General features: G+C 49.6%; 28 protein-coding genes. 17 read left to right on the forward strand and 11 right to left on the reverse strand.

The genetic code is table 11. The features are described from left to right. Positions 1 to 26 precede the first annotated feature (26 nt). From asr to OGY17_RS12130, 3 genes are all read left to right on the forward strand, one after another. Positions 27 to 422 (forward strand): acid resistance repetitive basic protein Asr, encoded by a 396-nt coding sequence (gene asr / locus OGY17_RS12125; protein ID WP_048214236.1) that lies wholly within the window; start codon positions 27 to 29, stop codon positions 420 to 422. A gap of 86 nt (positions 423 to 508) precedes the next feature. Then, positions 509 to 592, forward strand: a complete 84-nt coding sequence (gene ydgU / locus OGY17_RS23350; RefSeq protein ID WP_049259791.1) for a small membrane protein YdgU — start codon at positions 509 to 511, stop codon at positions 590 to 592. A 100-nt stretch (positions 593 to 692) separates the two neighbouring features. Continuing rightward, positions 693 to 1,514, forward strand: a complete 822-nt coding sequence (locus OGY17_RS12130) for a trypsin-like serine peptidase (RefSeq protein WP_008784714.1) — start codon at positions 693 to 695, stop codon at positions 1,512 to 1,514. A 34-nt stretch (positions 1,515 to 1,548) separates the two neighbouring features. On the opposite strand, the gene mdtI is transcribed toward OGY17_RS12130, so the two are convergent. The 3 genes from mdtI to OGY17_RS23355 all read right to left on the reverse strand — a co-directional run bounded on the left by mdtI (position 1,549) and on the right by OGY17_RS23355 (position 2,508). Next, complete coding sequence (gene mdtI, locus OGY17_RS12135) at positions 1,549 to 1,878, reverse strand: multidrug/spermidine efflux SMR transporter subunit MdtI (protein ID WP_286607333.1); 330 nt, start codon at positions 1,876 to 1,878, stop codon at positions 1,549 to 1,551. Continuing rightward, the gene (mdtJ, locus tag OGY17_RS12140) at positions 1,865 to 2,230 is read right to left on the reverse strand and encodes a multidrug/spermidine efflux SMR transporter subunit MdtJ (RefSeq protein ID WP_162623449.1); all 366 of its coding nucleotides are present in this window, start codon (positions 2,228 to 2,230) and stop codon (positions 1,865 to 1,867) included. The genes mdtI and mdtJ overlap by 14 nt, the downstream gene beginning before the upstream one ends. Before the next feature lie 107 nt (positions 2,231 to 2,337). Continuing rightward, entirely contained in the window at positions 2,338 to 2,508 is a 171-nt protein-coding gene (locus OGY17_RS23355; RefSeq protein WP_087050578.1) for a protein YdgV, read from the reverse strand. Between the two features lie 138 nt (positions 2,509 to 2,646). Between OGY17_RS23355 and OGY17_RS12145 the strand changes: the two genes are divergently transcribed. Then, positions 2,647 to 3,681 (forward strand): AI-2E family transporter, encoded by a 1,035-nt coding sequence (locus tag OGY17_RS12145; protein ID WP_286607335.1) that lies wholly within the window; start codon positions 2,647 to 2,649, stop codon positions 3,679 to 3,681. Positions 3,682 to 3,712: 31 nt separating this feature from the next. Here the strand turns inward: OGY17_RS12145 and OGY17_RS12150 are convergent, their stop codons facing one another. Beyond that, positions 3,713 to 4,909: a multidrug effflux MFS transporter gene (locus tag OGY17_RS12150; RefSeq protein WP_048235417.1), complete on the reverse strand. Its 1,197-nt coding sequence runs from the start codon at positions 4,907 to 4,909 to the stop codon at positions 3,713 to 3,715. Between the two features lie 262 nt (positions 4,910 to 5,171). On the opposite strand from OGY17_RS12150, the gene OGY17_RS12155 reads away from it, so the two are divergent. Beyond that, positions 5,172 to 6,023, forward strand: a complete 852-nt coding sequence (locus OGY17_RS12155) for an aldo/keto reductase (protein ID WP_286607337.1) — start codon at positions 5,172 to 5,174, stop codon at positions 6,021 to 6,023. A 41-nt stretch (positions 6,024 to 6,064) separates the two neighbouring features. On the opposite strand, the gene pntB is transcribed toward OGY17_RS12155, so the two are convergent. Together pntB and pntA are read right to left on the reverse strand one after the other, a co-directional pair. Continuing rightward, complete coding sequence (gene pntB / locus OGY17_RS12160) at positions 6,065 to 7,453, reverse strand: Re/Si-specific NAD(P)(+) transhydrogenase subunit beta (protein ID WP_003832859.1); 1,389 nt, start codon at positions 7,451 to 7,453, stop codon at positions 6,065 to 6,067. Between the two features lie 10 nt (positions 7,454 to 7,463). After that, the gene (gene pntA / locus OGY17_RS12165; protein WP_003028945.1) at positions 7,464 to 8,993 is read right to left on the reverse strand and encodes a Re/Si-specific NAD(P)(+) transhydrogenase subunit alpha; all 1,530 of its coding nucleotides are present in this window, start codon (positions 8,991 to 8,993) and stop codon (positions 7,464 to 7,466) included. Positions 8,994 to 9,518: 525 nt separating this feature from the next. Here pntA and ydgH point away from each other — a divergent pair. The 6 genes from ydgH to folM all read left to right on the forward strand — a co-directional run bounded on the left by ydgH (position 9,519) and on the right by folM (position 15,984). Further along, positions 9,519 to 10,463: a DUF1471 family protein YdgH gene (gene ydgH, locus OGY17_RS12170; protein WP_003832856.1), complete on the forward strand. Its 945-nt coding sequence runs from the start codon at positions 9,519 to 9,521 to the stop codon at positions 10,461 to 10,463. Between the two features lie 245 nt (positions 10,464 to 10,708). Then, a complete protein-coding gene (locus OGY17_RS12175) occupies positions 10,709 to 12,091 on the forward strand; it encodes an amino acid permease (RefSeq protein WP_103285168.1) in 1,383 nt (460 codons plus the stop codon). Between the two features lie 653 nt (positions 12,092 to 12,744). Beyond that, entirely contained in the window at positions 12,745 to 13,890 is a 1,146-nt protein-coding gene (locus OGY17_RS12180; RefSeq protein WP_286607341.1) for a hypothetical protein, read from the forward strand. A gap of 45 nt (positions 13,891 to 13,935) precedes the next feature. Then, positions 13,936 to 14,463 carry a hypothetical protein gene (locus tag OGY17_RS12185; protein WP_153687214.1) on the forward strand — a complete coding sequence of 176 codons (528 nt, stop codon included), beginning with the start codon at positions 13,936 to 13,938 and terminating at the stop codon, positions 14,461 to 14,463. Between the two features lie 53 nt (positions 14,464 to 14,516). Beyond that, complete coding sequence (locus OGY17_RS12190; RefSeq protein WP_048235422.1) at positions 14,517 to 14,996, forward strand: hypothetical protein; 480 nt, start codon at positions 14,517 to 14,519, stop codon at positions 14,994 to 14,996. A 265-nt stretch (positions 14,997 to 15,261) separates the two neighbouring features. Next, positions 15,262 to 15,984: a dihydromonapterin reductase gene (folM, locus tag OGY17_RS12195; protein ID WP_048214244.1), complete on the forward strand. Its 723-nt coding sequence runs from the start codon at positions 15,262 to 15,264 to the stop codon at positions 15,982 to 15,984. Here the strand turns inward: folM and OGY17_RS12200 are convergent. After that, on the reverse strand, positions 15,981 to 16,316 hold the full coding sequence (locus OGY17_RS12200; protein ID WP_008784705.1) for a GlpM family protein: 336 nt from the start codon (positions 16,314 to 16,316) through the stop codon (positions 15,981 to 15,983). The two genes, folM and OGY17_RS12200, sit on opposite strands and share 4 nt — an antisense overlap. Positions 16,317 to 16,433: 117 nt before the next feature. On the opposite strand from OGY17_RS12200, the gene rstA reads away from it, so the two are divergent. Together rstA and OGY17_RS12210 are read left to right on the forward strand one after the other, a co-directional pair. Further along, positions 16,434 to 17,177 (forward strand): two-component system response regulator RstA, encoded by a 744-nt coding sequence (rstA, locus tag OGY17_RS12205; RefSeq protein WP_057095100.1) that lies wholly within the window; start codon positions 16,434 to 16,436, stop codon positions 17,175 to 17,177. Positions 17,178 to 17,423: 246 nt separating this feature from the next. Continuing rightward, on the forward strand, positions 17,424 to 18,764 hold the full coding sequence (locus tag OGY17_RS12210; protein WP_167819909.1) for an L-cystine transporter: 1,341 nt from the start codon (positions 17,424 to 17,426) through the stop codon (positions 18,762 to 18,764). A gap of 52 nt (positions 18,765 to 18,816) precedes the next feature. Here the strand turns inward: OGY17_RS12210 and OGY17_RS12215 are convergent, their stop codons facing one another. Together OGY17_RS12215 and OGY17_RS12220 are read right to left on the reverse strand one after the other, a co-directional pair. Beyond that, positions 18,817 to 19,845, reverse strand: a complete 1,029-nt coding sequence (locus OGY17_RS12215; RefSeq protein ID WP_032943366.1) for a HoxN/HupN/NixA family nickel/cobalt transporter — start codon at positions 19,843 to 19,845, stop codon at positions 18,817 to 18,819. Positions 19,846 to 19,965: 120 nt separating this feature from the next. Next, on the reverse strand, positions 19,966 to 20,808 hold the full coding sequence (locus OGY17_RS12220; RefSeq protein ID WP_234610597.1) for an aminoglycoside phosphotransferase family protein: 843 nt from the start codon (positions 20,806 to 20,808) through the stop codon (positions 19,966 to 19,968). A gap of 189 nt (positions 20,809 to 20,997) precedes the next feature. Between OGY17_RS12220 and OGY17_RS12225 the strand changes: the two genes are divergently transcribed. After that, on the forward strand, positions 20,998 to 21,789 hold the full coding sequence (locus OGY17_RS12225; RefSeq protein ID WP_250670954.1) for an MBL fold metallo-hydrolase: 792 nt from the start codon (positions 20,998 to 21,000) through the stop codon (positions 21,787 to 21,789). 13 nt (positions 21,790 to 21,802) lie between these two features. Here the strand turns inward: OGY17_RS12225 and OGY17_RS12230 are convergent, their stop codons facing one another. Next, positions 21,803 to 22,159 (reverse strand): DUF1294 domain-containing protein, encoded by a 357-nt coding sequence (locus OGY17_RS12230; protein WP_057068958.1) that lies wholly within the window; start codon positions 22,157 to 22,159, stop codon positions 21,803 to 21,805. Positions 22,160 to 22,393: 234 nt separating this feature from the next. Here OGY17_RS12230 and OGY17_RS23285 point away from each other — a divergent pair, with 234 nt between their 5' ends. The 3 genes from OGY17_RS23285 to tus all read left to right on the forward strand — a co-directional run bounded on the left by OGY17_RS23285 (position 22,394) and on the right by tus (position 25,447). Then, positions 22,394 to 22,912, forward strand: coding sequence for a hypothetical protein (locus tag OGY17_RS23285; RefSeq protein WP_111465674.1), 519 nt, complete (start codon positions 22,394 to 22,396; stop codon positions 22,910 to 22,912). 230 nt (positions 22,913 to 23,142) lie between these two features. Continuing rightward, the gene (gene rstB, locus OGY17_RS12240; protein ID WP_060682245.1) at positions 23,143 to 24,444 is read left to right on the forward strand and encodes a two-component system sensor histidine kinase RstB; all 1,302 of its coding nucleotides are present in this window, start codon (positions 23,143 to 23,145) and stop codon (positions 24,442 to 24,444) included. 73 nt (positions 24,445 to 24,517) lie between these two features. Continuing rightward, positions 24,518 to 25,447, forward strand: a complete 930-nt coding sequence (tus, locus tag OGY17_RS12245; RefSeq protein ID WP_048235429.1) for a DNA replication terminus site-binding protein — start codon at positions 24,518 to 24,520, stop codon at positions 25,445 to 25,447. Here tus and fumC read toward each other — a convergent pair. Beyond that, positions 25,444 to 26,847 carry a class II fumarate hydratase gene (gene fumC, locus OGY17_RS12250; protein WP_048235430.1) on the reverse strand — a complete coding sequence of 468 codons (1,404 nt, stop codon included), beginning with the start codon at positions 26,845 to 26,847 and terminating at the stop codon, positions 25,444 to 25,446. The two genes, tus and fumC, sit on opposite strands and share 4 nt — an antisense overlap. Positions 26,848 to 26,852 lie beyond the last annotated feature (5 nt).

Genomic DNA, 26,852 nt, shown 5'->3' on the forward strand with positions numbered 1-26,852 from the left:
TGAAAAACCAAATCGAGGGTATGAGAATGAAAAAAGTATTAGCTCTGGTTGTTGCCGCTGCTATGGGTCTGTCTTCTGCTGCTTTTGCCGCTGAAACAACTGCTACTACCGCTCCGACTGCTGCTGCAACCACCAAAGCAGCGCCGGCAAAAACCACGCATCATAAAAAACAGCACAAAGCAGCGCCGCAGAAAGCGCAGGCTGCCAAGAAACACGCTAAAAAATCCACCACTAAACCGGCTGTAGAACAAAAAGCGCCAGAGCAGAAAGCTCAGGCTGCTAAAAAACACACCAAAAAAGCAGCAACCAAGCCAGCAGCAGAACAAAAAGCACCAGAGCAGAAAGCTCAGGCCGCTAAAAAACACACTAAAAAAGCCGTAAAACACGACACCGCTAAACCAGCAGCTCAACCTGCAGCATAACGCATTTGTAGTCACTATGGCGTCCCCCACGCCATAGCATACGGCGCTAAATCAACCTGATGTAGCGCCGCCTTTCGGAGGGTAAAATGGTGTCACATTACCGCTTTGAGTTCATTCTTATTACTCTGATAATTTGCGCCCTCATTGCCATGCATTTTTATCTTTCCTGAGTGTAGTTATCTGATTTTACTCCCACTTTCTCGCCGTCCCGTCTATAGTATTAACTGAGGGTTTGCTGTTTATAATCATAATTCCCCACCAGAGTGTGATATGCATAAAACCATTGCTGTATTACTGGGCTCAATTTGTTTTTTTCCTGTTGTTGCGCATGCAGATCAGCCAGCAACGACCACCGCTGAAGCAGAAAGCATAAAAACGCTGTTTTTTGGTCATGACGATCGCACGAAAGTAACGGATCCAACGCAATCACCGTGGGATGCTATCGGACAACTGGAAACCGCCAGTGGTAATCTGTGTACCGCCACGCTCATTTCACCGCATCTGGCCCTGACTGCCGGACACTGCTTGCTCGCCCCACCGAAAGGCAAACCGGATAAAGCCGTCGCGTTACGCTTTGTGTCGAAAAAGGGTGTCTGGCGCTATGAAATCCATGGAATCGAAGGACGGGTTGATCCCTCACTCGGTAAGCGTTTGAAAGCAGATGGCGATGGCTGGATTGTGCCGCCATCCGCAGCCCCGTGGGATTTTGGTCTGGTGGTGCTGCGTTACCCGCCTTCCGGAATCACGCCCCTACCATTATTTGAAGGTGATAAAGCGGCGTTAACCGCGGCGTTGAAAACCGCCGATCGCAAAGTCACACAGTCGGGCTATCCGGAAGATCATCTGGACGATTTGTACACCCATCAGGATTGCGTGGTGACCGGCTGGGCGCAGAATACCGTCTTGTCGCACCAGTGCGACACGCTCCCGGGCGACAGCGGTTCACCGTTGATGCTGAAGACAGATTCAGGCTGGCAGTTGATTGGCGTACAAAGCTCCGCTCCGGCGGCGAAAGATCGCTGGCGAGCCGATAATCGCGCCATATCCGTGACCGGTTTTCGCGATAAGCTGGAAGAGTTGGCGCAGGAGTAACATATGCTGCCCGCATTAATGGGCAGCACGGATATCAGGCAAGTTTAATCATCACCATTCCGGCCAGCAGCAGCGCCACACCGATCCAGCCTTTATTATTCAGGCGCTGACCAAACAACACCCAACCAGCCGCTAACGTCGCGGCAATCCCAAACCCGCCCCACAAAGCGTAGGCAACAGAAAGGTCAATACCTTTTACCGCCTGCGACAGCGCGCTAAAGGCCGCTAACACGGCAGCCAGCGACAGCACGCCATAAACCTTGCGGTGAAATCCATCAGAAAATTTCAAAAAGACGTTAGCGACTATTTCCAGCACGATGGCCATGCCAAGCCAGGCACCATGAACCCACTCAAACTGCTGCATGGGTCACCTCTTTGCTCGTTTTGGCAGGTTTTCGAGTACCAGACTTGATCAGCACAATGCCTAATACCAGCGAGACCAGTCCAGCCACTTTCATCGTGGACAAGGTTTCATCAAATAACAACACACTAAACAGCGTAATAAATAAAATACCGATACCTTCCCACAAGGCATAGGCCACACCAAGGGCAATTTTTTTAACAGCGAAACTAAGAAAAATATATGATAAGGCGATCATTACCAGCATTAAAATAAAGCCTGAATTACCATGGCCAACGCTTGCCCATTTCATTGACAGCGTACCAGTAATTTCAGCCGCGATGGCCAGACCTAATAATATCCAGTAAAACATGATGCTTCTCCTGCTTGAGAATATAGTCCTTTAGGCCTACTGCATGCAGTAAACCAAAAAATAAAATTAGTTAGCTCAGCGCACAGCGCCAGCTCAGGCAGAAGAAGGGACTAAAGCGCGTTGCGCCAGTGTTGCTCACCCGCAAGCAAGAAAGTGGAGGAGGTACGAAGAAGTGTAGGTAAACGCAAAAACATCCTGAACATATTGTCCATAATATTACAATTATCCGCAGTGTTGCTTCTCATCATCGCGGATGATAATTGTCCTCGGTAGTTAAACACAGATGATTTGTATCATAGCTTCAAGACGAACTCAAAGTCTTTTCACTTCTTTACCTGCCCCGTTTGATTTTTGTTATAACGGCTCGACGCAAATCACATTATTATGCAGATTCAAAAATGAAAAATGCGGGAATACACATGGCGAAACCGATCATCACGCTTAACGGTCTAAAAATAGTCATTATGCTGGGCATGCTGGTTATCATCCTGAGCGGTATTCGCTTTGCCGCAGATATCATCGTCCCCTTTATTCTGGCGTTATTTATAGCCGTTGTGCTCAATCCCGTGGTGCAGCGGATGGTCAAGCTTCGCATACCGCGCGTAATTGCGGTGTCATTGCTTATCGTTATTATTGTAATGTTAATGGTGCTGCTGTTGGCGTATTTAGGTACATCCTTAAATGAACTTGCGCGAACGCTACCGCAATATCGCTCTTCACTGGTTATCCCACTGAAAAATCTTGAACCATGGTTACAACGCGCAGGGATCGGCGTTTCCGTGGACGAGCTCGTCAAATATATCGATCCGAACGCGGCAATGACGCTGGTGACCAATTTACTGGCGCAGCTTTCAAATGCTATGTCATCGATATTTTTACTGCTACTGACGGTAGTTTTTATGCTGCTGGAAGTACCGCAACTGCCCAACAAACTCAAACAAATGATGAGTCGCCCCATTGAAGGTATGGCGGCGATTCAACGTGCCATCGACAGCGTCTCCCACTACCTGGTGCTTAAAACGGCAATCAGCATTGTGACCGGGTTGGTCGCCTGGGGCATGCTTGCTGCATTGGATGTGCGCTTTGCCTTTGTCTGGGGATTACTGGCCTTCGCCCTGAACTACATCCCTAATATCGGTTCTGTATTGGCGGCCATTCCCCCTATTGCTCAGGTGCTGGCATTCAGCGGTCTTTACGATGCGCTGGTGGTTCTGGCAGGCTATCTGGTCATCAACCTGGTATTCGGGAATATCCTCGAGCCGCGGATCATGGGCCGCGGGCTGGGGCTGTCTACGCTGGTGGTATTTCTGTCGTTAATCTTCTGGGGCTGGTTGCTCGGTCCCGTGGGGATGCTGCTTTCTGTGCCGCTGACCATCATCGTGAAAATCGCGCTTGAGCAAACCAACGGCGGTCAAAGCATTGCCGTGATGCTTAGCGATCTGAACAAAGAATGAGTTTTCGCCCCGCCATTACGGGGCATTTCCTTTATCGTTTCACGCGGAAAGCCAAAACGGCGCTTAACAGCGTAAATAGCGCTATTATCCACGCCATGGTCCAGGGCGTGCCATCACTGAAGGCGGCCAGCAGCAACGATGAGATAATACCGCTGCCATATTGCAACGCGCCAATCAGCGCCGAAGCTGAACCCGCAATGTTCGGTACCGCGTCCAACGCCGCGGCAGTCGACGTCGCGGCAATAATGCCATTCATCGAGAACAGCAGAAAAATGGAAACGATAATGGCAACAATTCCGCCTGACTCCAGCTTAACCAGCAGTGCAAGCGCCACTGCGGCCAGCGCCGCCAGCATCGTCGCATATTTCAGCAGTTGTTCCAGAGCATGTCGTTGAACCAGACGACGGTTGACCACGCTCATCGCCATAACACCGATAATGTTTAGCGCAAACAACCAGCCGTAATGCTGTGGATCAACATGGTAATAGCTAATATAAACAAACGGTGACCCGGTAATAAACGCGTACGCACCGACGTAATAAAACGTCAGGCTCAGGGTATAGCGCATGAAACGCCCATTGGTTAACAACGAGCGGTAATTACGAAATGCGCCAGCCAAAGAGGCTTTCACCCGTTTATCTTCCGGCAATGTTTCGGGCAGCCAGTTTAGGGAGATAAACATCAGCGCACCAATCACCACCAGCAGCCAAAAAATAGAGTGCCAGGTGCTCAGGCGAATAATTTGCCCGCCAATCAACGGTCCGGCGATTGGCGCAATCGCCATCACCAACACCAGGGTCGAGAGCATTTGCGCCGCACGAGTACGTGCAAAGAGATCGCGGATCATCGCTCGCGCCAGCATAGGTCCGGTACAGGCTCCAAGCGCCTGAAATACCCGCCAGAAAACAATTTGCGTGATACTTGTAGACAGCGCACACCCTGCGGAACCAATGATAAATAGCACCATGCCGATAAACAGCGGCTTGCGCCTCCCCATATGATCGCTAATCGGCCCCCAAATCAACTGTGCGATAGTAAAACCAATTAAGAAACCAGTAATCGTCAGCTCAACATTGCCATGTAAATCCTCGGCCATCGTCGGCATTGCTGGAAGATAAATATCGGTAGAAAGCGATGTAAAGGCCATCAGGCCACTGAGGATCAGAATAAAAGTAAGACCGGTCTGGCTTGCGGTAGTTACCGGTGAGGCATGTTCACGTGTACGCATAGTGCCCTGTCATGTTCTAAAAAGTCAGGTCGCAGTATATAGACAACGTATTGCCGTGATTATACGGTTAAAACCGCATGAGTTTATGAACTGAAATCATGAATGGTGAAATCATAGGCGTCATATTTTGTGACTGACTTCCAATAATTACCTTTCAGAAATGAATTCTACTCATAGGTCCATGCGAATTTCACAGACTAATCGTATCAACACAGATTTGCTAATCTGCAGCCAATGCAACGATGATGCTCAGGAGAACCCAATGAATACAACAGTTCTGAATAACGGTGTTGAGATGCCCCTGCTCGGATTTGGCGTTTATCAAATGACCGATGCCAGCGAATGTGAGCAAGCCGTACGGGATGCCATTGATACAGGATATCGCCTGATTGATACCGCTGCCTCCTACCAGAATGAAACTCAGGTCGGCAATGCACTTAAGCAAAGCGGAGTCCCCCGCGAGGCGCTTTTTGTGACTACCAAACTGTGGTTACAAGATACCAACTATGCAGGCGCAAAGGCGCAATTCGCACGTTCTCTGCAACGGCTTCAACTGGATTATATTGACCTTTATTTGATTCATCAGCCCTATGGCGATGTGCACGGTGCCTGGCGCGCGATGGAAGAATTATATGAAGAAGGGAAAATCCGCGCGATTGGCGTGAGTAACTTTCATCCGGATCGTCTGGCGGATTTAATCGCTTTCAATCGCGTAATCCCGGCCGTTAACCAGATTGAGGTGAATCCTTTTCATCAGCAACCGCATGCCGTAGCCTGGATGCAGAGCCGGAATATTCAACCGCAAGCCTGGGCGCCGTTCGCTGAAGGACGCAATGACCTGTTTCAGAACCCAGTCTTAGCGGCTATTGGTGAAAAATATGGCAAAAGCGTTGGTCAAGTCGTGCTGCGTTGGATTTATCAACGTGGGATAATTTCGCTGGCGAAAACCGTGCGTAAAACGCGGATGGCCGAGAATATTCAGGTGCTGGACTTTGCCCTAACGGCGGAAGAGATGACGCAAATTGCCGCGATGGACAGCGGAACCAGCGCGTTCTTCTCGCATCGCGATCCTGCTCGTGTGGAATGGATCACCCAGCGTAAACTGGATGTTTAAAAAAACGGCCTCCGCAGAGGCCGTCTAACTTTTACTGGCAATTACAGCGCTTTCAGGATCGCATCCACGCTGGCTTTGGCATCGCCAAACAGCATATGGGTGTTATCTTTAAAGAACAGCGGGTTCTGCACACCTGCATAGCCGGTGTTCATTGAACGTTTGAACACAATTACGTTCTGCGCTTTCCACACTTCCAGCACCGGCATGCCGGCGATCGGGCTGCGCGGGTCATCCTGCGCCGCCGGGTTTACCGTGTCGTTGGCACCAATGACCAGCACGGTATCGGTATCGGCGAAATCATCGTTGATCTCATCCATTTCCAGCACGATGTCATAAGGTACTTTGGCTTCCGCCAGCAGCACGTTCATATGACCTGGCAAGCGCCCTGCTACCGGGTGAATACCAAAACGCACTTTGATGCCGCGCGCGCGCAGTTTCTCAGTAATTTCCGCGACCGGATACTGTGCCTGAGCCACTGCCATGCCGTAGCCCGGGGTGATGATCACGGAGTGCGAGTTCTTCAGCATTTCTGCTGTGTCTTCCGCAGTAATCTCGCGATGTTCACCAACTTCTTCATCAGACCCGGTAGAAGAACCGTCAGAACCAAAGCCGCCCGCAATAACGCTGAAAAATGAACGGTTCATCGCCTTACACATAATGTAAGACAGGATCGCACCAGAAGAACCGACCAGCGCACCGGTAACGATCAGCAGATCGTTGCTCAGCATAAAGCCCGCCGCCGCTGCCGCCCATCCTGAATAGGAGTTAAGCATTGAAACAACAACCGGCATATCCGCACCGCCGATGGAGGCCACCAGATGCCAGCCAAAGGCCAGTGCAATAATGGTCATCACCAGCAGTGCCAGAACCTGCAGGCCCACGCTTTCGGTACGAACAAACACCACCAGCAGCAGGAAAGAAACAACCAGCGCCGCCAGGTTCATTTTGTGACGATTCGGCAGCATCAGCGGTTTAGAGGAGATCTTGCCGCGCAGTTTGCCAAAGGCCACCACAGAACCGGTAAAGGTCACCGCACCGATGAAGATACCCAGGAACACTTCCGTCAGGTGAATGTTCACCAGAATCGGCTCCAGGCCCGTATCGTGATACAGGTAGCTGTTGAAACCCACCAGTACCGCAGCCAGACCGACGAAGCTGTGCAGAATTGCCACCAGCTCCGGCATCTCGGTCATTTCGACTTTCTTCGCCAGACGAATACCAATCGCGCCGCCGATGATCATCGCTACCAGGATCCACGCAACGTTGCCGGTATCCGGACCAAAAATCGTGGCAATCAGCGCAATCGCCATCCCGGCGATGCCGTAGTTGTTACCCTGCTGAGAGGTTTCGTGTTTCGAAAGCCCCGCCAGACTAAAAATAAACAGGATCGCGGCAACAATGTATGCAGCTGTAACTAATCCTCCAGACATATGTTACCCCTTAGTTTTTCCGGAACATTTTCAGCATGCGCTGAGTCACGGTGAAGCCACCGAAAATATTAATGCTGGCAATAAGCACCGCGATAAAGCTCAGGAAACTCACCCAGCCACCCTGGCCAATTTGCAATAACGCCCCAACCACGATAATCCCCGAGATGGCGTTAGTCACAGACATCAGCGGAGTATGCAACGCATGTGACACATTCCAGACCACGTAGTAACCCACCACGCAGGAAAGCGCGAACACCGTAAAGTGACCAAGGAACTCTTTCGGCGCGACGTCGGCGAGCCAGCCAAACAAAATCACTACCAGCGCCATCAGCGCATATTTGCGCCACGGAGAGACAGGCTTTTTCTCTTCTTTCGGCGCTGGTGCGGCTTTTGGCGCAGCCTGCGGCTGAGCAGAAACCTGGATCGGCGGCGCAGGCCAGGTGATTTCACCCTCGCGAACCACCGTGACACCACGTACAACCACGTCGTCAAAATCGACAGTGATATTGCCGTCTTTCTCTTTGCACAACAGTTTGAGCAGGTTGACGAGGTTCGTGCCGTACAATTGGGAAGACTGCGTTGGCAAACGGCCAGGCAGATCGGTATAGCCGATAACCTTCACCCCGTTCTCGGTGGTGGTCACCTGATTAGGCACGGTATATTCGCAGTTACCGCCGTTTTGCGCGGCAAGATCGACAATTACGCTGCCCGCTTTCATCGAATCGACCATTTCACGAGTGATCAGTTTCGGGGCCGGTTTGCCCGGAATCAGCGCTGTGGTAACGATAATGTCGACGTCTTTCGCCTGCGCAGCGAAGAGTTCCATTTCAGCTTTGATGAACGCTTCGGACATCACTTTGGCATAGCCATCGCCGCTGCCCGCTTCTTCTTTAAAGTCCAGTTCAAGGAACTCTGCGCCCATACTCTGCACTTGTTCCTTCACTTCCGGACGGGTATCAAAAGCACGCACAATAGCACCCAGGCTGTTTGCCGCACCGATCGCCGCAAGACCTGCCACACCCGCACCAATCACCATGACCTTGGCAGGTGGAACCTTGCCTGCGGCGGTGATCTGGCCGGTGAAGAAGCGACCGAATTCATGTGCAGCTTCAACAATAGCGCGATACCCGGCGATGTTCGCCATCGAGCTTAAGGCATCCAGCGACTGTGCGCGCGAAATACGCGGCACGGAGTCCATCGCCATGACCGTCACGTTGCGCTCTGCAAGTTTTTGCAGCAGCTCAGGGTTTTGCGCGGGCCAAAGAAAACTCACCAGCGTCGTGCCCGGATTGAGTAACGGAATTTCCGCCTCCTCCGGCGCATTGACCTTCAGGATGATCTCTGACTGCCAGACTGCATTTCCATCAACAATTTCTGCGCCTGCTTGTACAAACGCCTTATCGTCAAAACTCGCCAGTTGACCTGCACCGCTTTCAACCGCGACGCTGAAACCCAGTTTAAGCAGCTGCTCAACCGTCTTCGGCGTGGCTGCAACGCGGGTTTCATTGGTTAACCGTTCTCTTGGTATGCCAATTCGCATAATGTTCCCTTCCATCTGTAATTATGATGATGGTTTATCAATGTTCGCACGAGGCATGCGCGCACTCTCGAGAGAGGTCAGTGTTACCTCAATAAAATAAAACAGTAACAAACTCTGTATAACCTACTGAAAATGACGCCTGTGATCTAGCGCCAAAAAACAGTATTTATTATGAAATTCGCAAAATAGAGATGAATCGAACCTCAGACAGATAAAATGCCCTAAAAATAGCCCACAAAGGCTGATAATTCGCTCAAGCGAAGCGGCAAAACATGATTACGTACCTGCCAAAAACAATTAATTAACATTAAATTAACTTATGAAATTCAACTGCTTTATCAGTTTTGGTCACCAAACGCCGAAATTTTCGGCATATCACAAAATGTTATCGCTGTTGTTACCTAACGTGACACGATGAGTGAAAAATGACGCAGACACTGACACAATTTAAATGCAATAATCAGCGACGTTTCTAGTCAATAACAATACCAGTACCTGGTTTGCGCAAGGCGAAGGATTATTTTTATGAAGCTTAAGAACACTCTCCTGGCGTCCGCACTAATTTCTGCGACTGCTTTTTCTGTAAATGCAGCGACAGAATTGACGCCGGAGCAAGCGGCTGCCCTGAAACCCTATGACCGCATTGTGGTCACCGGTCGTTTTAATGCTATCGGTGATGCGGTTGCTGCCGTTTCACGCCGTGCAGATAAAGACGGTGCAGCCTCCTTTTATGTTGTTGATACCTCAGATTTTGGCAGCGGCGGTAACTGGCGCGTTGTTGCCGACGTCTATAAAGCCGACGCTGAAAAAGCGGAAGCGTCAAAAAACCGTGTCATTAACGGCGTAATGGAATTGCCAAAAGATCAGGCCGTTCTGATAGAACCTTACGACACCGTTACAGTGCAAGGTTTCTACCGTAGCCAGCCTGAAGTAAACGATGCCATCACCAAAGCAGCGAAAGAGAAAGGTGCTTACTCCTTCTATATCGTGCGTCAGGTCGATGCTAACCAGGGCGGCAACCAGCGTATTACTGCATTCATCTATAAAGCTGATGCGAAAAAACGCATTGTACAAAGCCCTGATGCGATCCCAGCAGATTCAGATGCTGGTCGTGCCGCATTAGCAGCAGGTGGCGAAGCCGCGAAGAAAGTTGAGATCCCGGGCGTAGCAACTACCGCTTCTCCGAGTGCTGAAGTCGGCCGCTTCTTCGAAACGCAATCCACCAAAGGCGGACGTTACACTGTCACGCTACCGGATGGAACCAAAGTTGAGGAGCTGAACAAAGCGACCGCCGCCATGATGGTACCGTTCGACAGCATCAAGTTCACCGGTAACTACGGCAACATGACGGAAGTCTCTTATCAGGTAGCAAAACGCGCAGCGAAGAAAGGCGCGAAGTACTATCACATTACCCGCCAGTGGTCAGAACGTGGTAACAACGTGACGATCAGCGCCGATCTGTATAAGTAATACCCAATGCCTTATCAGGTCTACAGTCCTTGTAGACCTGATAATTTCGCGCAGTTCTGTTTCCAGATAAAACAAAAACAGCAGTATTAAGACAACTTTTCACACTATTAGTCACAAATCTCTCTATCCCCATTGCATGCGTTCTCTTCTCTCCGTAAAATCCCGCGCCTTAGTGGCTTTCACCATTTTTATGCGGTTTGCCAAAATAATTATTCTCTCACTCTCGTTTTTGTAACTGGATACAAATGGAAAAGAAATTGGGTCTGAGCGCACTGACCGCGCTGGTTTTAAGCTCAATGCTCGGCGCTGGCGTTTTCAGCCTGCCACAAAATATGGCGGCAGTAGCCAGCCCGGCTGCATTACTAATTGGTTGGGCGATTACCGGTGCGGGTATTCTTTTGCTCGCCTTTGCCATGCTGATCCTGACGCGTATCCGTCCTGAACTGGACGGCGGTATCTTCACCTATGCACGTGAAGGTTTCGGCGAGTTGATTGGCTTCTGCTCTGCGTGGGGATACTGGCTGTGCGCTGTTATCGCTAACGTTTCGTATCTGGTCATCGTCTTCTCTGCGCTCAGTTTCTTTACCGACACACCGGAATTACGTCTGTTCGGCGACGGTAATACCTGGCAGTCGATTGTCGGCGCATCGGTACTGTTATGGATAGTCCATTTTCTGGTGTTGCGGGGAGTACAAACCGCAGCCAGCATTAACCTTGCCGCGACTCTGGCAAAACTACTGCCGCTAGGCCTCTTTATCGTGCTGGCATTCATGCTGTTTAAGCTCGACACCTTTACTCTCGATTTTACCGGCGTCGCGTTGGGCGTGCCTGTCTGGGAGCAGGTCAAAAACACCATGCTCATCACCCTGTGGGTTTTCATTGGTGTGGAAGGCGCGGTGGTGGTATCTGCCCGCGCCAGAAATAAACGCGATGTTGGTCGCGCCACGCTGTTAGCTGTACTCGCCGCATTGGGCGTTTACCTGTTAGTCACCCTGCTATCTCTAGGCGTTGTCGCGCGGCCAGAACTGGCAGAGATCCGCAATCCATCAATGGCCGGTCTGATGGTTAAAATGATGGGGCCATGGGGCGAAATTATTATTGCCGCGGGTCTGATTGTTTCCGTGTGCGGTGCCTATTTAAGCTGGACGATTATGGCGGCGGAAGTGCCGTTCCTCGCCTCCACGCACAAAGCGTTTCCGCGTATTTTTGCGCGACAGAATGCACAGGGTGCGCCATCGGCATCGCTGTGGCTAACCAACATCTGTGTACAAATCTGTCTTGTGCTAATCTGGCTCACAGGCTCCGACTACAATACGTTACTGACAATCGCCTCAGAGATGATTCTGGTGCCCTATTTGCTGGTCGGCGCATTTCTGTTAAAAATTGCCACCCGTCCGATTCATAAGGCTGTCGGTATCGGCGCGAGTATTTATGGCATCTGGTTATTGTATGCGTCAGGTCCGATGCATCTGCTGCTGTCTGTAGTGTTGTATGCGCCAGGGCTGTTGGTTTTCCTTTATGCCCGTAAAACGCACACGCATGAAAACGTATTAAAACGCCAGGAGATGGCGCTGATCGGCCTGCTGCTTGTTGCTGCTGTGCCAGCTACCTGGATGCTGATAGGCTAACGTTATACCCATCGCTGGCTTCGGAAAATATCAGACTATGAATATCCTGATAAAGGATTATCGGGATATCATGGTTAACGCTGATTAATCGAAAATAATCGCTCTCGCTCTCCCTTCATGCTTGCCCCCCACACTATTTGTTGCTGCGTGTGAAGCGCTTATCACGGCTCTCCAGATGATGACTCATCACAAGGTGTGATCCCCCTATTGAGTTCGAGTTACTCTTTCTACACTTCACAATCGCAAACTGCTTTACGGCGCAACAGTCAGTCACGATCACCTGCTTTATCTTCTTATGAATCACAACATAACATACAGAAACACATCATAACCTTCTCAATTCTTTGTTCACTTTTCATATTGATAAAAGATAAAAAAGAAACACTTAACGAACACATACACATCATAATATATGGATAAATAAAAGAACAATTAATCATCACACAATTAACTATTTGTGCTTTATCTTGTGTTGAGTTTATCATGCAGTTGTGTTGGTATTTGTGTTTGATGATAATGCAACCCGTGCGCTGGTCCCACCAGCTACACTCCCCTCGTCAATTATGTCGGAAATAAAAAAGGTTTATTAATAGCTGCTACTGCATCGATTAATTATGTAATCGGCAGTATTTAGTCATTGAGGGACAAACAAAATGAGAAATAAAGAATTAATGATGACACCCCCTATTAATCCTAAATGGAGTATTAAAATGTTTAAGAAATCAGTGGTTGCAGTATTAATAGTTCTTCCAATGTCTGCTTTTGCTCATGGTCACGGTGGCCATGGAGGTATGGGCGGTCACAATTTTGGTGGCCATGGCCATGGTGGTAACATTGGTCATGCTTTTAGTGGTCATTCGTTTGGTGGTCACATTGCGGAGCGCATGAATGCAGGTGGTGGCTTCACAGGATTCTCTAAAGGCTCCATCAATATGAGCGATCACCCCATTGCAGATAACACGACACGTTCCATCAGTGTGAAAGATGGTGTCGTTACTAAAAACATTGCCTACAACGGTGTTAATGAACAATATTCTGCGACAACCACAATCAGTCAAGAAACAGGTGTGGTTCGTACCTCAACAGTTACTCGTGATGGTGTGACCAAAACAGCATCAACTGTTGTGTCGCCTGAAATGCGTTCCCACACCGTTGACGTGACGAACGGTGATGTAACGCATTTCTCCGACCATAGCTATGTTGAAGGCGTTGGCGGCCTGTCGATTCACGGCACTAAAGAAGGTGATGAAGCTATTGGTACAGTCACTGCATACAACGATGTATCCAACGCAGTGAAAACTACCCACGCGCTCAAAAACGCTGACCTGACTCGTGTAGCATCAACAGTGATTGCACCAACCATGCGTACTCATAATGTTATGGTGAAAGAAGGTGATCTCACAATCACTCACCTTCGTGGTTATGTTGGAAATGAGACTGTTGGGTATGGTTTCTCTAAGGGCGTAGCTAAAGAAGATGGTTATGCAATCGAAACTTCAGTCAACTCACTTGGCATAGCAACTGTTGGGGCATATGGCCCTAGTCACTATGCAGAGAAGGCAGAAAATCTGAAAACGGGTGAAGTGAAAACAATCACCGATATCACTCCGCCACAACCACAACCAACTCCAGTTGTCGTACACGTTGTACCCGTAACTCCTCTGACTCCTGCGACGCCTGTGAATCCTCCTGTCGTGGTTCACGTTGTTCCAGCATCAACGATTACCCCAGCCACACCAGCGACTACCGTGTATAACGATAAACTCGGTGATAGTGTCATCTTGTATTGGAATATCTAAACTAAATGAGGCTGGAGCAATCCAGCCTTTTTAGAGGAAATAATTATGTCAGTTTTAACAGCAGCAGATTTTCTAAAACTTATTGATCTTGAACCATTCAAGAAGCTAAACAATGAAGCAGGTGTCTCTGTTCAGCGTGGTATTGAATTAGAAAAGCTACGCCTTGCTGTAAAAGAAGGTCATGTAAATCTCCGCTTTTTCCTCAAATGGTTAAATGCATCTGCTGGTTGCCGTTTACAAGAACGATGGTTAAACAAGTTTTTCGCCGATGATCTCGGAGAAATTCCCGCACGATTTCAGCAGTCCCCCAGTAAGAGCACAGAAGAAAAGCTAAAGGAAGAAGTTGCCCGTCTCACAGCGGAACTGAGAGCGTCACAACAACAAAATCAGGTTATTGCTTCTATCGCTTCTGAGGACAATCAGAAAGCCATTTTTGCGGGTATCGTCGAACGTATCGAAGAAGAATCACAAGCTGAACTAAAAGCTTTTGCAGAGAAGGCAGCAACACGGGCAAAACAGAAAGCAATAGAGATGATGATAGCTATCTTTCCTAATTGGAAGCCATCAGATTGAACACAAGAGGCTGTGTGTATTATCATGCTCCCTTAATCATTTAAGGGTAGACAATGAAGAACGTAAATCTGATCTTACTCGGAGACAGCACACAGCCACAAGAACGCCGAATGAAAGAAGCGTTAAAGATAAGCAAGGACGTAAAACCTGCCGCTGTGTTAGATGCTGTGAAAGAGGCGTATGAAGGCACAGGCAAGAAACCTAAGCTGAACTATGCACAACTATCACGATGGAGAAAAGGTTTAACCTTCTATCGTTCACCACCGCCAGAAGACGCTGTAGATCAGTATTCAGATTTATTTTCCCCACTCTACCAACTCTTAGAGAATCCGGTGATTGTTGCTTCTATCGACATATCAGAATTTGAACAGAGATTGAAGATTCAGATTAAAGAACGAGAACAAAGATTGATTGAAGCAAGAAGGCTTGAAGCCGCTCGTATTATGCAAGAAGCAGAAGAAAGAGATCACAGAAAGTTCACAGAAGAATTCAATAAAATAATGGATAAACTGAGAGAGCTTAGGAAAACATAGCTACAATGGGGAGCCTGTTTTCTGGTTCCCTTTTTTAATGACTAATCATTCTATTACGTTAATCCCCCTCTCTCTATTACTCCTTCGACTATAGCCCGACTAAAATGTGCTCGCCGCTAAATCAGGATGCTGTAACAAACCCCAACAACTTTATTCCTGTGTGCTACTGTGTACACATGAGTTTGTACTGATCACCAATGTTTCATACACCACTTACACCCTTTCTCTTGTAAGATGCTGTTTTTAACGGAGCCTGAGTATAACAATGGGTAAAAAACCTCCTTTGCCAATTCTTATCACCGGAGGTGGTCGTCGTATCGGCCTCGCCGTCGCATGGCACTTTCTGAACCAAAAACAGCCAGTTATCGTCAGCTACCGAACTCACTATCCTGCCATTGACGGCCTGCGAGAAGCGGGCGCGATTTGTATCCCGGCTGACTTTTCCACGGATGAAGGCGTACTGGCCTTTGCTGATGAGGTCAAAGCGCAGACGGATGGCTTGCGCGCCATTGTGCATAATGCCAGCGCCTGGGTCGCCGAAAAACCCGGCACACCGCTTAGCGAAGTACTGTCACGTATGATGCAGATCCACGTCAATACGCCCTACCTGCTCAACCACGCGCTGGAAGGATTGCTACGCGGTCATGGGCACGCAGCCAGCGACATCATTCATTTTACGGATTATGTTGTGGAGCGTGGCAGCGACAAACACATTGCTTATGCTGCCAGCAAAGCGGCGCTGGATAATATGACCCGCTCGTTCGCGCGCAAACTGGCACCGGAAGTGAAAGTGAACGCGATTGCCCCCTCACTTATCCTGTTTAACGAGGGCGACGATGCAGAGTATCGCCAGCAGGCACTAAACAAATCACTGATGAAAACCGCGCCTGGTGAAAAAGAGGTCATTGATTTAATTGACTACCTACTAACCAGTTGTTTTGTCACCGGACGTAGTTTTGCCCTTGATGGCGGGCGCCATCTGCGTTAGTGCAGTTTGATCCAACAAAAGATCAGCAACCACGCGCTCAGGCTCCAGCACACTACTGCACCGCCGAGCGCGATAGGTAAGCGCATAAACCCGGTGAAATACCACAGTGAAACAAGGTAGACAAAATAGGGAATAATCGACCACATACTGAATACAATGGTTGTACGTAACGCCTCGATCCCACGCTCACTGGCCACGATGTAGTGGGCAATCAACGCAAACGTCGGGAACAGTGGAATTAATCCAGCAATATAGTAATTCTTTGTTTTCGCCAGCAAACCTATCAACACCACCACCAGCGCACCGAGCGCCGCTTTTATAACGAGTCCCATCACTCTGCCTTAACACATCAATAACATCAGCCTCTAGCATAACGGAAGCGTTCTTGTTTAGAAAAGATTAATGGAAGGAAAAACCGGGGCGGTGTATGTTGGCGTTTTATATTCAAAATGAATGATATGAACACCATCGTATTTGTTGAAGATGATCCCGAAGTTGGCTCACTGATTGCAGCCTATCTGGCCCGGCATGATATTGAGGTTATCCTTGAACCTCGTGGTGATTTGGCTGAGGAGAAAATCCTGCACGTTCAACCCGATCTGGTGTTATTAGATATCATGCTGCCGGGCAAAGACGGGATGACTATCTGCCGCGATTTACGCGGACGCTGGCAAGGCCCGATTGTTCTGCTCACCTCGCTGGACAGCGACATGAACCATATCCTGGCGCTGGAAATGGGCGCCTGTGACTATATCCTGAAGACAACGCCGCCAGCTGTGCTGCTGGCTCGCCTGCGCCTGCACCTGCGCCAGAATGAACACTCAGCACAGTCTAAAGGCATTCAAGCGGCAACCATCACACCGCACACAACGCTGCGCTTTGGCACACTCACTATCGATCCCACCAACCGCTCCGTGCTGCTCGGCGGCGAGCAAATCTCTCTTTCCACCGCTGATTTTGAATTACTGTGGGAGTTGGCAACCCATGCCGGGCAGATTATGGACCGTGATGCGTTGCTAAAAAACCTGCGTGGCGTAAGTTATGACGGCATGGATCGCAGCGTCGATGTCGCGATTTCCCGCTTACGCAAAAAACTGCTCGATAACGCGACTGAACCCTATCGAATCAAAACGGTACGCAACAAAGGTTATCTGTTCGCACCGCACGCCTGGGACGACGAGCCTCATAAGTAATCCAACCGGGCCGATCTCATTGGTCGGCGGGATTGCTCACAATACGTTACACTGTCACGTAAAATCGTCTACAGAACAGGCATATAAACGCCATCCGACGCCGTTCCACACTTTTTGTGTGGCTGTTACCCTCCCCCCTCCCTATAATCCGTCGCGGTCCTGAACCCTTATGGTTCATAGGTTTTTTTCGCACTAACAAATCTCTTTCCGGCATTTCAGGTGCTGAATGAGGCAAGAGGCTACAATATGTTCGTAACGCTCGCGTATATCGCGTTCTTTTTGGTTTGTTCATGGGCAATTTTTAGAATCAACCAAAAAAGTCACTCTCTTTCAAAAAGCGTCTTCATCGCTATTTTTATGGGGGCCGTTATCGGCTTATCCCTGCATCTCATTGCTGCTGACGAAAGTAAAACAGTTATCGACTGGTATAATGTTATCGGCAACGGTTATGTTAATTTACTGAAGCTGGTTGCGGTTCCGCTGATTTTCATCTCTATTCTCTCAGCCATTAATAAGCTCGAAAACAGCGCTGGCATTGGGAAAATGTCGTTAACCATTGTCGGATGCATGCTCTGTCTGGTAATGATTGCCGGTTTTATTGGGCTGTTGACTGCACATGTATTAGGTCTGGACGCCAGTGCGTTTGTTCATATGCAGTCCACACTGACGGCAGACGATGTGAGTAAAACTGCCGCTATTTCACTGCCTAAACTGGTTACATCTCTGATCCCAACGAATATCTTCCTTGATCTAACAGGAGCCAGAAGCGTTTCCGTCATTGGCATTGTTATCTTCACCCTGCTTGCCGGCGTGGCATTATTAAAGGTCAAACAAGACGCCCCGCAAGAAGGTAAAAAATTAAGTGCTGGCATTAACGCTATCCAGATTTGGGTGATGAAAATGGTGCGTATCGTTATTGCCCTCACCCCTTATGGTGTGATGGCATTAATGGCAGGCGTATTTTCCGCGTATCGATTTGAACAATTTGCCAGTCTGTTAGGCTTTATTGCTGCCTGTTACCTTGCGATTCTGATGATGTTTATCGTCCACGCACTGATACTGGTTCTGAGCGGTAATAATCCCGTTCACTATTTTAAAACTGTCTGGCCAGTTTTAACCTTTGCATTTGTTTCACGCAGCAGTGCAGCATCTATTCCACTGGCTATTTCCGCACAAGAAAAATTTGGCGTGCAAAACACCATAGCTAATATTGCAGCTTCATTCGGCTCCAGCATGGGTCAAAACGGCTGTGCCGGGATCTATCCGGCTATTATGGTGGCGATGATTGCTCCAACAATTGGGATTGATCCGCTATCAGTACATTTTTTGCTCGCCATGCTGCCTGCGATTGCGCTGGGTTCTATTGGGGTGGCGGGTGTCGGCGGTGGCGGAACATTTGCTGCGCTGATCGTCCTTTCAACGCTGAACTTCCCGGTCGCGCTGGTGGGGATTTTCATTGCTATCGAGCCTGTCGTCGATATGGCCAGAACGGCATTAAACGTGAACGGTTCGATGATGTCTGGCGTGCTGGCTAACAGGCTCCTGAAAAAGAGTGCTGAAAAACCACAACCCGAGAACGCGAATTAGTCAGTCCTAAAAAGATCAAAGCCTTCCTGTTCCTGGAAGGCTTTCTTTTGTGTCAACTAAACGTCAGTCCGTCGTATTTTTTCCAACGGTAGTTTACGGCGGAGATAATCCAGCAGCCGATAAAGACGCCAATAATCGCAAAACCGACATTCCCCATATGGTCACTCAAATTGCTGACGGTATCCCACAAACCACCCTGAAGCGAAAACGCGTCAGAGAGAAGTCCCAGCGCCTCCAGCCCGCCAATAAATAGCGCAACAATCACGGAAGTCCCGGTAATGGTCATATTGTAATAGAGCTTACGTTGCGGCTTATTGAACGCCCATCCATAGGCCTCAACCATCAGAATACTGTCGAGACAATCAATTAACGCCATACCGCAGGTAAACAGCGCCGGGAACACGAGAATTGACCAAATCGACATGCCGCTGGACGCGCTTGAAGCAGAAATTCCCAGCAGAGAAATTTCAGTGGCGGTATCAAAACCCAGACCAAACAGAAAGCCGACAAAATACATATGCCAGTCTTTACCTACCAGCCGAAACGCTGAGCGGAAAAGCCAGTTCAGAGGGCCTGAAACTGTAATGTCTTCCGTAGTGCCATCGTAAGTACCGGTGCGTTTAAGATGGCGGAATGCCTTCCAGACCTGGCAGAAAATAATGAGATTGATGGTAGCCAGAATCAGCAAAAATACGGCAGAAACCGTAGTTCCTATCAGACCACCGACATTCTGAAACCATGCCATATGTTGCTTAAACACGCTGGTAGTTAACGCAATGCCAATGCTGGCCAGCACCACAATGGTAGAGTGTCCCAGAGAAAACCAGGCCCCCGTTGTCAGGGCACGTTTTTTCTGCTGCATGAGTTTACGCGTCGCGCTGTCTATCGCGGCGATATGATCGGCATCAACGGCATGGCGCAAACCATAGCACCACGCAATCAGACTCAGTGCCAGTAAGGAAGTATTGTTGCTAAACGCGGTGAAAGCCCACAGCCACGCTACGATGTTTGCCCCGATGAGTAAGACCATCAACAAAAGAATATTCGGGCGTTTTTTTAATAATGAAAACAATGCGTTCATTGTTTCCGGCCTGTCAAATTTTCGCTCAACAACACACCACACCGCCGTTCATTAATTGATTAATACAACGTTTACCAGGCTAATGATAACTCTTAAGAATTACTAACCCAGTGTCGTAGATCAAAATTGATTACCACCTGAAGCAAGTTCTGCCATCGCTAGCTCCGCAATACGCAGAGGTACCGTTGCGCTGTCACCCTCTTGCAGAAACCAGACGGACGACAACCCACACCAGGCAACAATCCACATCAGTAAACGCTGCCGTTCAATTCTGGCGATTTCAGACACAATGTTGACTCGTTGCGTGAATCTTTCCGGCTCAATGGCGACAGGTCCGGTAGGTTCGGCAAGATCGGGGTTAGTAAAGATATTGGCATAATCAAAGCCACGCTCGCCCACCAGCCCTTTGGGATCGATAGCCAGCCATCCTCTCGTTCCGAAATCAAGAATATTGCCGTGGTGTAGATCGCCATGTAATACGACTGCATCATGGGGTGAAGATAGCAGTACGTTTGCCACCGCAGCACAACACGTCAGGATACCGCCATGCTTTTTCGCGGCAGGAGCCAGATCGCGAAACCAATGGTGCAGAGGTGTTAACGCAGGCGTAGACGCATTTCGGGAGAGATGGAGTCTACTGGCAGCATGGCAAATAATGCGACAGGCCTGCGCATCGTTGCCAGTCCAGGACATGTCCGCTAAAGACTCTGTCCCTGTCGCACGTTCCAGCAGAATCGCCCCTGCTGCATGAGCAAGTACTTTCGCTGCGCCATTTCCGTTCCACCAGACCATGAGTTCACAGCCGATCCGTTCACTGTCATCATCGGTGATCTTTAGTATGGCTTTCTGCCCGTCCTTGACCACCACCACAGGCAAAAGCTGCGATGTGTGCGTTTCAAACGGTTCACCATCTGGAGTGAGCCCCCAACGGTTGAGCCAGGTGTTGAACAGACGATTTTCCAAACAATATCCTCATTTTTCTCTGGAAGATGGTAATCAAAAGGATCCGTGTCGGCATTATTCCTGTTTTCTTTTGGTTGAGCCACAACCCCCACTTCCATCATCACTGACTTATCGGGTAGAGCACTAACAGGCACATCCTTGTGTATCTGTGTGCCATGCTGACTGTGTTCGGTATATGAGGAGGGCACGATGATCACGTTATGCAAAACCTGTGGAACATCCTATGAGGTAACTGGCGCCCATCCGGAACATTGCGATATCTGCCTGGATGAACGTCAATATGTCCCCACAAGCGGGCAGAAATGGATCGATTTTGACACCCTGTGTGCATCGCATACAAATAAGTGGAAGCAACACGACAGTACCCTCCTCAGCATCCGCACCGTTCCTGATTTTGCAATTGATCAGCGCGCGTTTCTTGTGCGTACCCCAGAAGGAAATATTCTGTGGGACTGCATTGCCACGCTCGACGATGCCACAAAAACGCTAATAACGTCCCTTGGCGGCCTTAAGGCTATCGCGATTTCGCATCCTCATTACTACACCACCATGCAGGACTGGGCTGCGGAATTTAACGCGCCGATTTACCTTCATACCAGCGACAGAAGGTGGGTAATGCGTGACAGCCCGTGGATTAGATTCTGGGATGGCGACACCATTGAGTTAACCCGTGACGTCACGATGATACGTCTCGGCGGGCACTTTGCTGGCGGCTGCGTCCTGCACTGGGCGCGTGACGAAGGCGTGGTGCTTTCTGGCGACATCGTTCAAGTTACACCAGGTGCCCATGCAGTCTCATTTATGTGGAGCTACCCCAATATGCTACCGTTGCCAGCCGCCACCGTCAGCGACATCATCCAACGCCTGAGAACAGTGAAATTTAAGCAACTTTACGGCGCATTTGAAGGTAAAGATATTACGCAAAATGCCGATGAAATTGTGCGCCGTTCAGGTGAAAAATATATTTCCTGCCTCAAATAAACCGGCAGTTTATTCACCAACCATGCTCAGGAAGGAAAAATGGATAGAACTTATAAATCATGCCCATCACAGAAACACTCACTATCACACTGATAATAAAGTAGGTTTTGAAAGGTTGCTTTTGTGTTTTATGGCGAAAGATTTGTTGACCCGCTATCGCGCCGCCCCACCCGCCCACAACGCCAAACACCAGCAATGTGGATTCCGGCACTCTGCGCCAGTCCTTGCGTGCCGCCATTTTGTCCACGCCGTATAACAGCAGCGTCAAAACGTTGGCGAGTAGAAACCATATAACAAGAGGATAAGCGGTGAAAATGCAGCCGACCGCTGCGAAAATGAGAAGCGAATAACAACAGCGATTGAGATTCATATTTTCAGTCACAGCACTTTTCAGGAAGTATCGGCACACATTATACGCAAGGTCAGTCATCCCTGCCACGGGTGAGAATATCCCTTTTATTATTATGCCTATATCCCCAAAGATAGCGCAAATTCTCTGGTCTGCGGCGTACCTAACAATTCAAACAAGAGAGCCGTTTTCATTATTCAAAACAAATGGTAATTTATTAAACCCAAATGGAGAAATTGTTCTGGAGTCACAAGGATGAGAAAATACTCATATCCATATTTGTTTTTTGTTACCGTCTCATCTCTCGGCGCAATATTTCTCTTTTACTGGTGGAAGGTAACGATATACAGAGCGACATTTCTCTACCCGCTCACATCCAAATACCTCATGCTTATTTCTCTGGCAGTGTCATTGTTAATTACCTTATTTCTGGTAGGTAATGGGATAATGAAAAAAAGTCCCTTCCAAACCTATCTGAAATTATTTGGTGGCATCAGCATTGCCATAGTGCTGTTTTCAGTGATCATGGTTATGGCGATAACCTGGTTCATTCCGGGTGTCCCCTCGTCCTATACCGCCACATACGTCTATGCTACAGGAAGTTCTAAAAGCTGTTCGGGGGCTGATGTTGACGATCCGGATCTCGGGACTAACATCAGAATTTGCTATCCCGAAGGTAACTACGAATATAACAACACCATCTACGTTGAGAAACGAAGTAACCTTTTAGGTGCGGTCGTGACATACGCCAGAACAACCCCATCCCGATTTTGATTAACTTACAGCGTAGAAAGCAATGCGTGATCCAGCGAAAGGTCATTCCGCGCCCGTAGGAGCCATAAGAATGCAGAAAAGAGATATACAGTGTACTCTGCGTGGACAAGCACGCCGGATGGTGATCGGAGAACCTTTCTGAACCCACGCATCGGCGGATACCGCTGTGCCCACTTTTCCCTTGAGGGACACGTGCACTCGCTAACTTATTGAGCGTTCGGTGATTTTTTATGAAGAAACTGTTTGTGCAGTTTTACCTCCTGCTGTTTGTCTGCTTTTTGGTGATGACCCTGTTGGTCGGTCTGGTATACAAATTCACCGCAGAACGCGCAGGCAGACAGTCGCTCGACGATTTGATGAAAAGCTCGTTGTACCTGATGCGCAGTGAACTACGCGAAATCCCGCCACGTGACTGGGGTAAGACGCTGAAGGAGATGGATTTAAACCTCTCATTTGACCTGCGCGTTGAACCGCTGAATAAGTACACACTGGATGCCCCAACCATGCAGCGTTTGCGCGAAGGCGATATTGTGGCACTTGACGATCAATACACCTTCATTCAACGCATTCCTCGCAGCCATTATGTGCTGGCCGTCGGTCCGGTTCCCTACCTCTATTTTCTCCATCAAATGCGCTTGCTGGACATCGCGCTGATGGCGTTTATTGCTATCTCACTGGCCTTCCCGGTACTGATCTGGATGCGCCCGCACTGGCAGGAAATGCTCAGACTCGAATCCGCCGCACAACGTTTTGGTGAAGGACATCTGAGTGAACGCCTTCATTTTGACAGCGGTTCCAGCTTTGAGCGCCTGGGCGTAGCGTTTAACCAAATGGCCGACAATATCAATGCGCTGATCGCCAGTAAAAAACAGCTCATCGATGGTATTGCCCATGAGCTTCGTACCCCGCTGGTACGTTTACGTTACCGGCTGGAAATGAGTGATAACCTCACCGAGCAGGAATCTCAGGCGCTGAATCGTGATATCGGCCAACTGGAAGCGTTGATCGAAGAGTTACTGACCTACGCCCGCCTGGATCGCCCGCAAAATGAACTGAAACTCAGCGTACCGGACCTGCCTGCTTGGTTGACAACCCATCTGGAGGATGTGCAAAGCGTAAATCCGGACCGTGCGGTGCAATTACGTCATCTCGAAACTGGCGACTACGGCGCGTTGGATATGCGCCTGATGGAGCGGGTCCTGGATAATTTGCTGAATAATGCCCTGCGCTATTGCCAGTCAACGGTGCAAGCCAGTCTGCTGCTGAACGGCAATCAAGCCACGCTGGTAGTGGAAGACGACGGTCCCGGTATTGCACCAGACGCTCGCGAACAGGTTTTTGAACCGTTTGTACGCCTTGACCCCAGCCGTGACCGGGCGACCGGGGGTTGTGGGCTTGGGTTAGCCATCGTCCACTCAATAGCGTTGGCTATGGGAGGGACGGTCGTCTGTGATGAAAGTGAACTTGGCGGCGCCCGGTTTACTTTCCGTTGGCCCGTCTGGCATAACATTCCTGAAATTTCGGCTGCCTGACCTATTCTGCTCGGTGGCCAGGCGGTGGATGTTGTGCTATAAAAAGGTATGTTGTAACTAAAATGGTAAATCTATGGCCCGTTACGATCTCGTTGACCGCCTGAACGGCACCTTTCGCCAGATGGAACAAGAACTGGCGCTTCTGAACGAAAACCTGTTGCAGCAGACGCTGCTTATTGCCCGCGTGTTCTCGTTACCGGAAGTGGTCAAAGAGGCAGAGCATGCCCCTCTGCAGAGCATTGATGTTAAGCAGCATTTAGGCAAAGAGGCTGAAGCGCTGGCACTGCGCCATTACCGTCACCTGTTTATTCAGCAGCAGTCCGAAAACCGCAGCAGCAAAGCGGCCGTCCGCCTACCGGGTGTATTGTGCTACCAGGTTGATAATGCGGGGCAATGTGCTCTGGAAGAACAAATCCAGCGTATAAACCAGTTGAAAACCACCTTCGAGCGCATTGTTACAGTAGAATCAGGGCTGGCGCCGGCAGCACGTTTCGAATGGGTGCATCGCCACCTGCCGGGGCTGATTACACTGAATGCCTATCGCACGCTCACCGTTGTCAGAGATCCTGCCACCCTGCGATTCGGCTGGGCTAACAAGCACATTATTAAAAACCTGAAACGCGATGAAGTACTGCAGCAACTGGAAAAAAGCCTGACCTCACCGCGCAGCGTACATCCCTGGACACGTGAAGAATGGCAGGCGAAGCTTGAACGCGAATATCAGGATATCGCCGACTTACCGCAGCAGGCCCGCCTGAAAATTAAAAGGCCGGTAAAAGTGCAGCCTATTGCCCGAGTCTGGTACAAAGGAGAGCAAAAACAGGTGCAATATGCCTGCCCGACGCCACTGATTGCTTTGCTTAATAACGACAACGGTATGACCGTACCGGATATTGGCGAGTTACTGAATTACGATGCCGATAACGTTCAGCATCGCTTTAAACCTCAGGCGCAGCCGTTGAGATTGATTATTCCCCGGCTGCACCTGTACGTTGCGGATTAACTGCCTGGCCGCATGCTGCCAACCATCAGCTCCGGACGTACCCAGCTGTCGAACTCCGCTTCGGTTAGATATCCCAGCGCCAGAGCGGAGGCTTTTAGCGTCAGCCCTTCTTTATGCGCTTTTTTGGCAATTTCAGCCGCTTTATCGTAACCGATATGGGTGTTGAGCGCGGTCACCAGCATCAGCGACTCATTGAGCAGTTGATCTATTCGTTCACGGTTGGGCTCGATTCCCGTCGCGCAATGTTCATTGAAGCTTTCCATACCGTCCGCCAGCAGGCGTACCGACTGCAGGAAGTTGTGGATGACCATCGGTCGATAGACGTTGAGCTCAAAGTTACCTGACGCCCCGCCCATATTGATGGCGACATCGTTACCCATCACCTGGCAGCACAACATGGTCAGCGCTTCACACTGGGTAGGATTGACTTTACCCGGCATGATCGAGCTGCCCGGTTCGTTTTCCGGAATTGAAATTTCGCCAATACCACAGCGCGGGCCAGATGCCAGCCAGCGTACATCGTTGGCGATTTTCATCAGCGCCGCTGCCAGCCCTTTTAGCGCTCCGTGGGCATGAACCAGGGCATCGCAGGTGGCCAGCGCTTCAAATTTATTCGGAGCGGTAACGAACGGCGCGCAGGTAATGACCCGCAGTTCATCCGCGACCCGGCGGGCGTATTCGGGATGAGTGTTCAGTCCGGTACCTACCGCGGTTCCCCCCAACGCCAGTTCTGCTACATGCGGTAAACTGTTTTCAATGTGTCTGAGGTTATGTTCAAGCATTGCTACCCAGCCGGAAATCTCCTGGCCAAGCGTAAGTGGAGTTGCATCTTGCAGATGTGTACGACCAATTTTAACGATATCGGCGAAAGCGTGGGACTTATCACTGAGCGTTTTGGTCAACACATTTAATTGTGGGATCAAAGATTTACGCAGTGCCAGCAGTGCGGCAACGTGCATTGCGGTCGGGAAGACATCGTTCGAGCTTTGGCTTTTATTGACATCATCGTTGGGGTGTACTTTTCGCTCCATCCCCCGCACGCCGCCCAGCAATTCGCTTGCCCGGTTTGCCAGCACCTCGTTCATGTTCATATTGCTTTGCGTGCCTGAGCCGGTTTGCCAGATGGCCAGCGGAAACTCATCGCGGTGTTTATCTGCCAACACCTCATCTGCAGCCTGCATAATAGCCCTGGCTTTATCCTCCGCCAGCAGCCCCAGATCCTGGTTAACCTTTGCCGCGGCGCGTTTCGTCAGCGCCAGCGCATGGATCAGCGAGACCGGCATTTTCTCCGTAGAGATACGAAAATGCTCCAGCGAACGTTGGGTTTGCGCGCCCCAAAGCTTATCGGCAGGAACATCAATCGCCCCCATTGAATCATTCTCGCGGCGTACCGTTACCATTACCT

Source organism: Citrobacter sp. Cpo126 (genome assembly GCF_030332445.1).
GTDB classification, from domain to species: domain Bacteria; phylum Pseudomonadota; class Gammaproteobacteria; order Enterobacterales; family Enterobacteriaceae; genus Citrobacter; species Citrobacter portucalensis.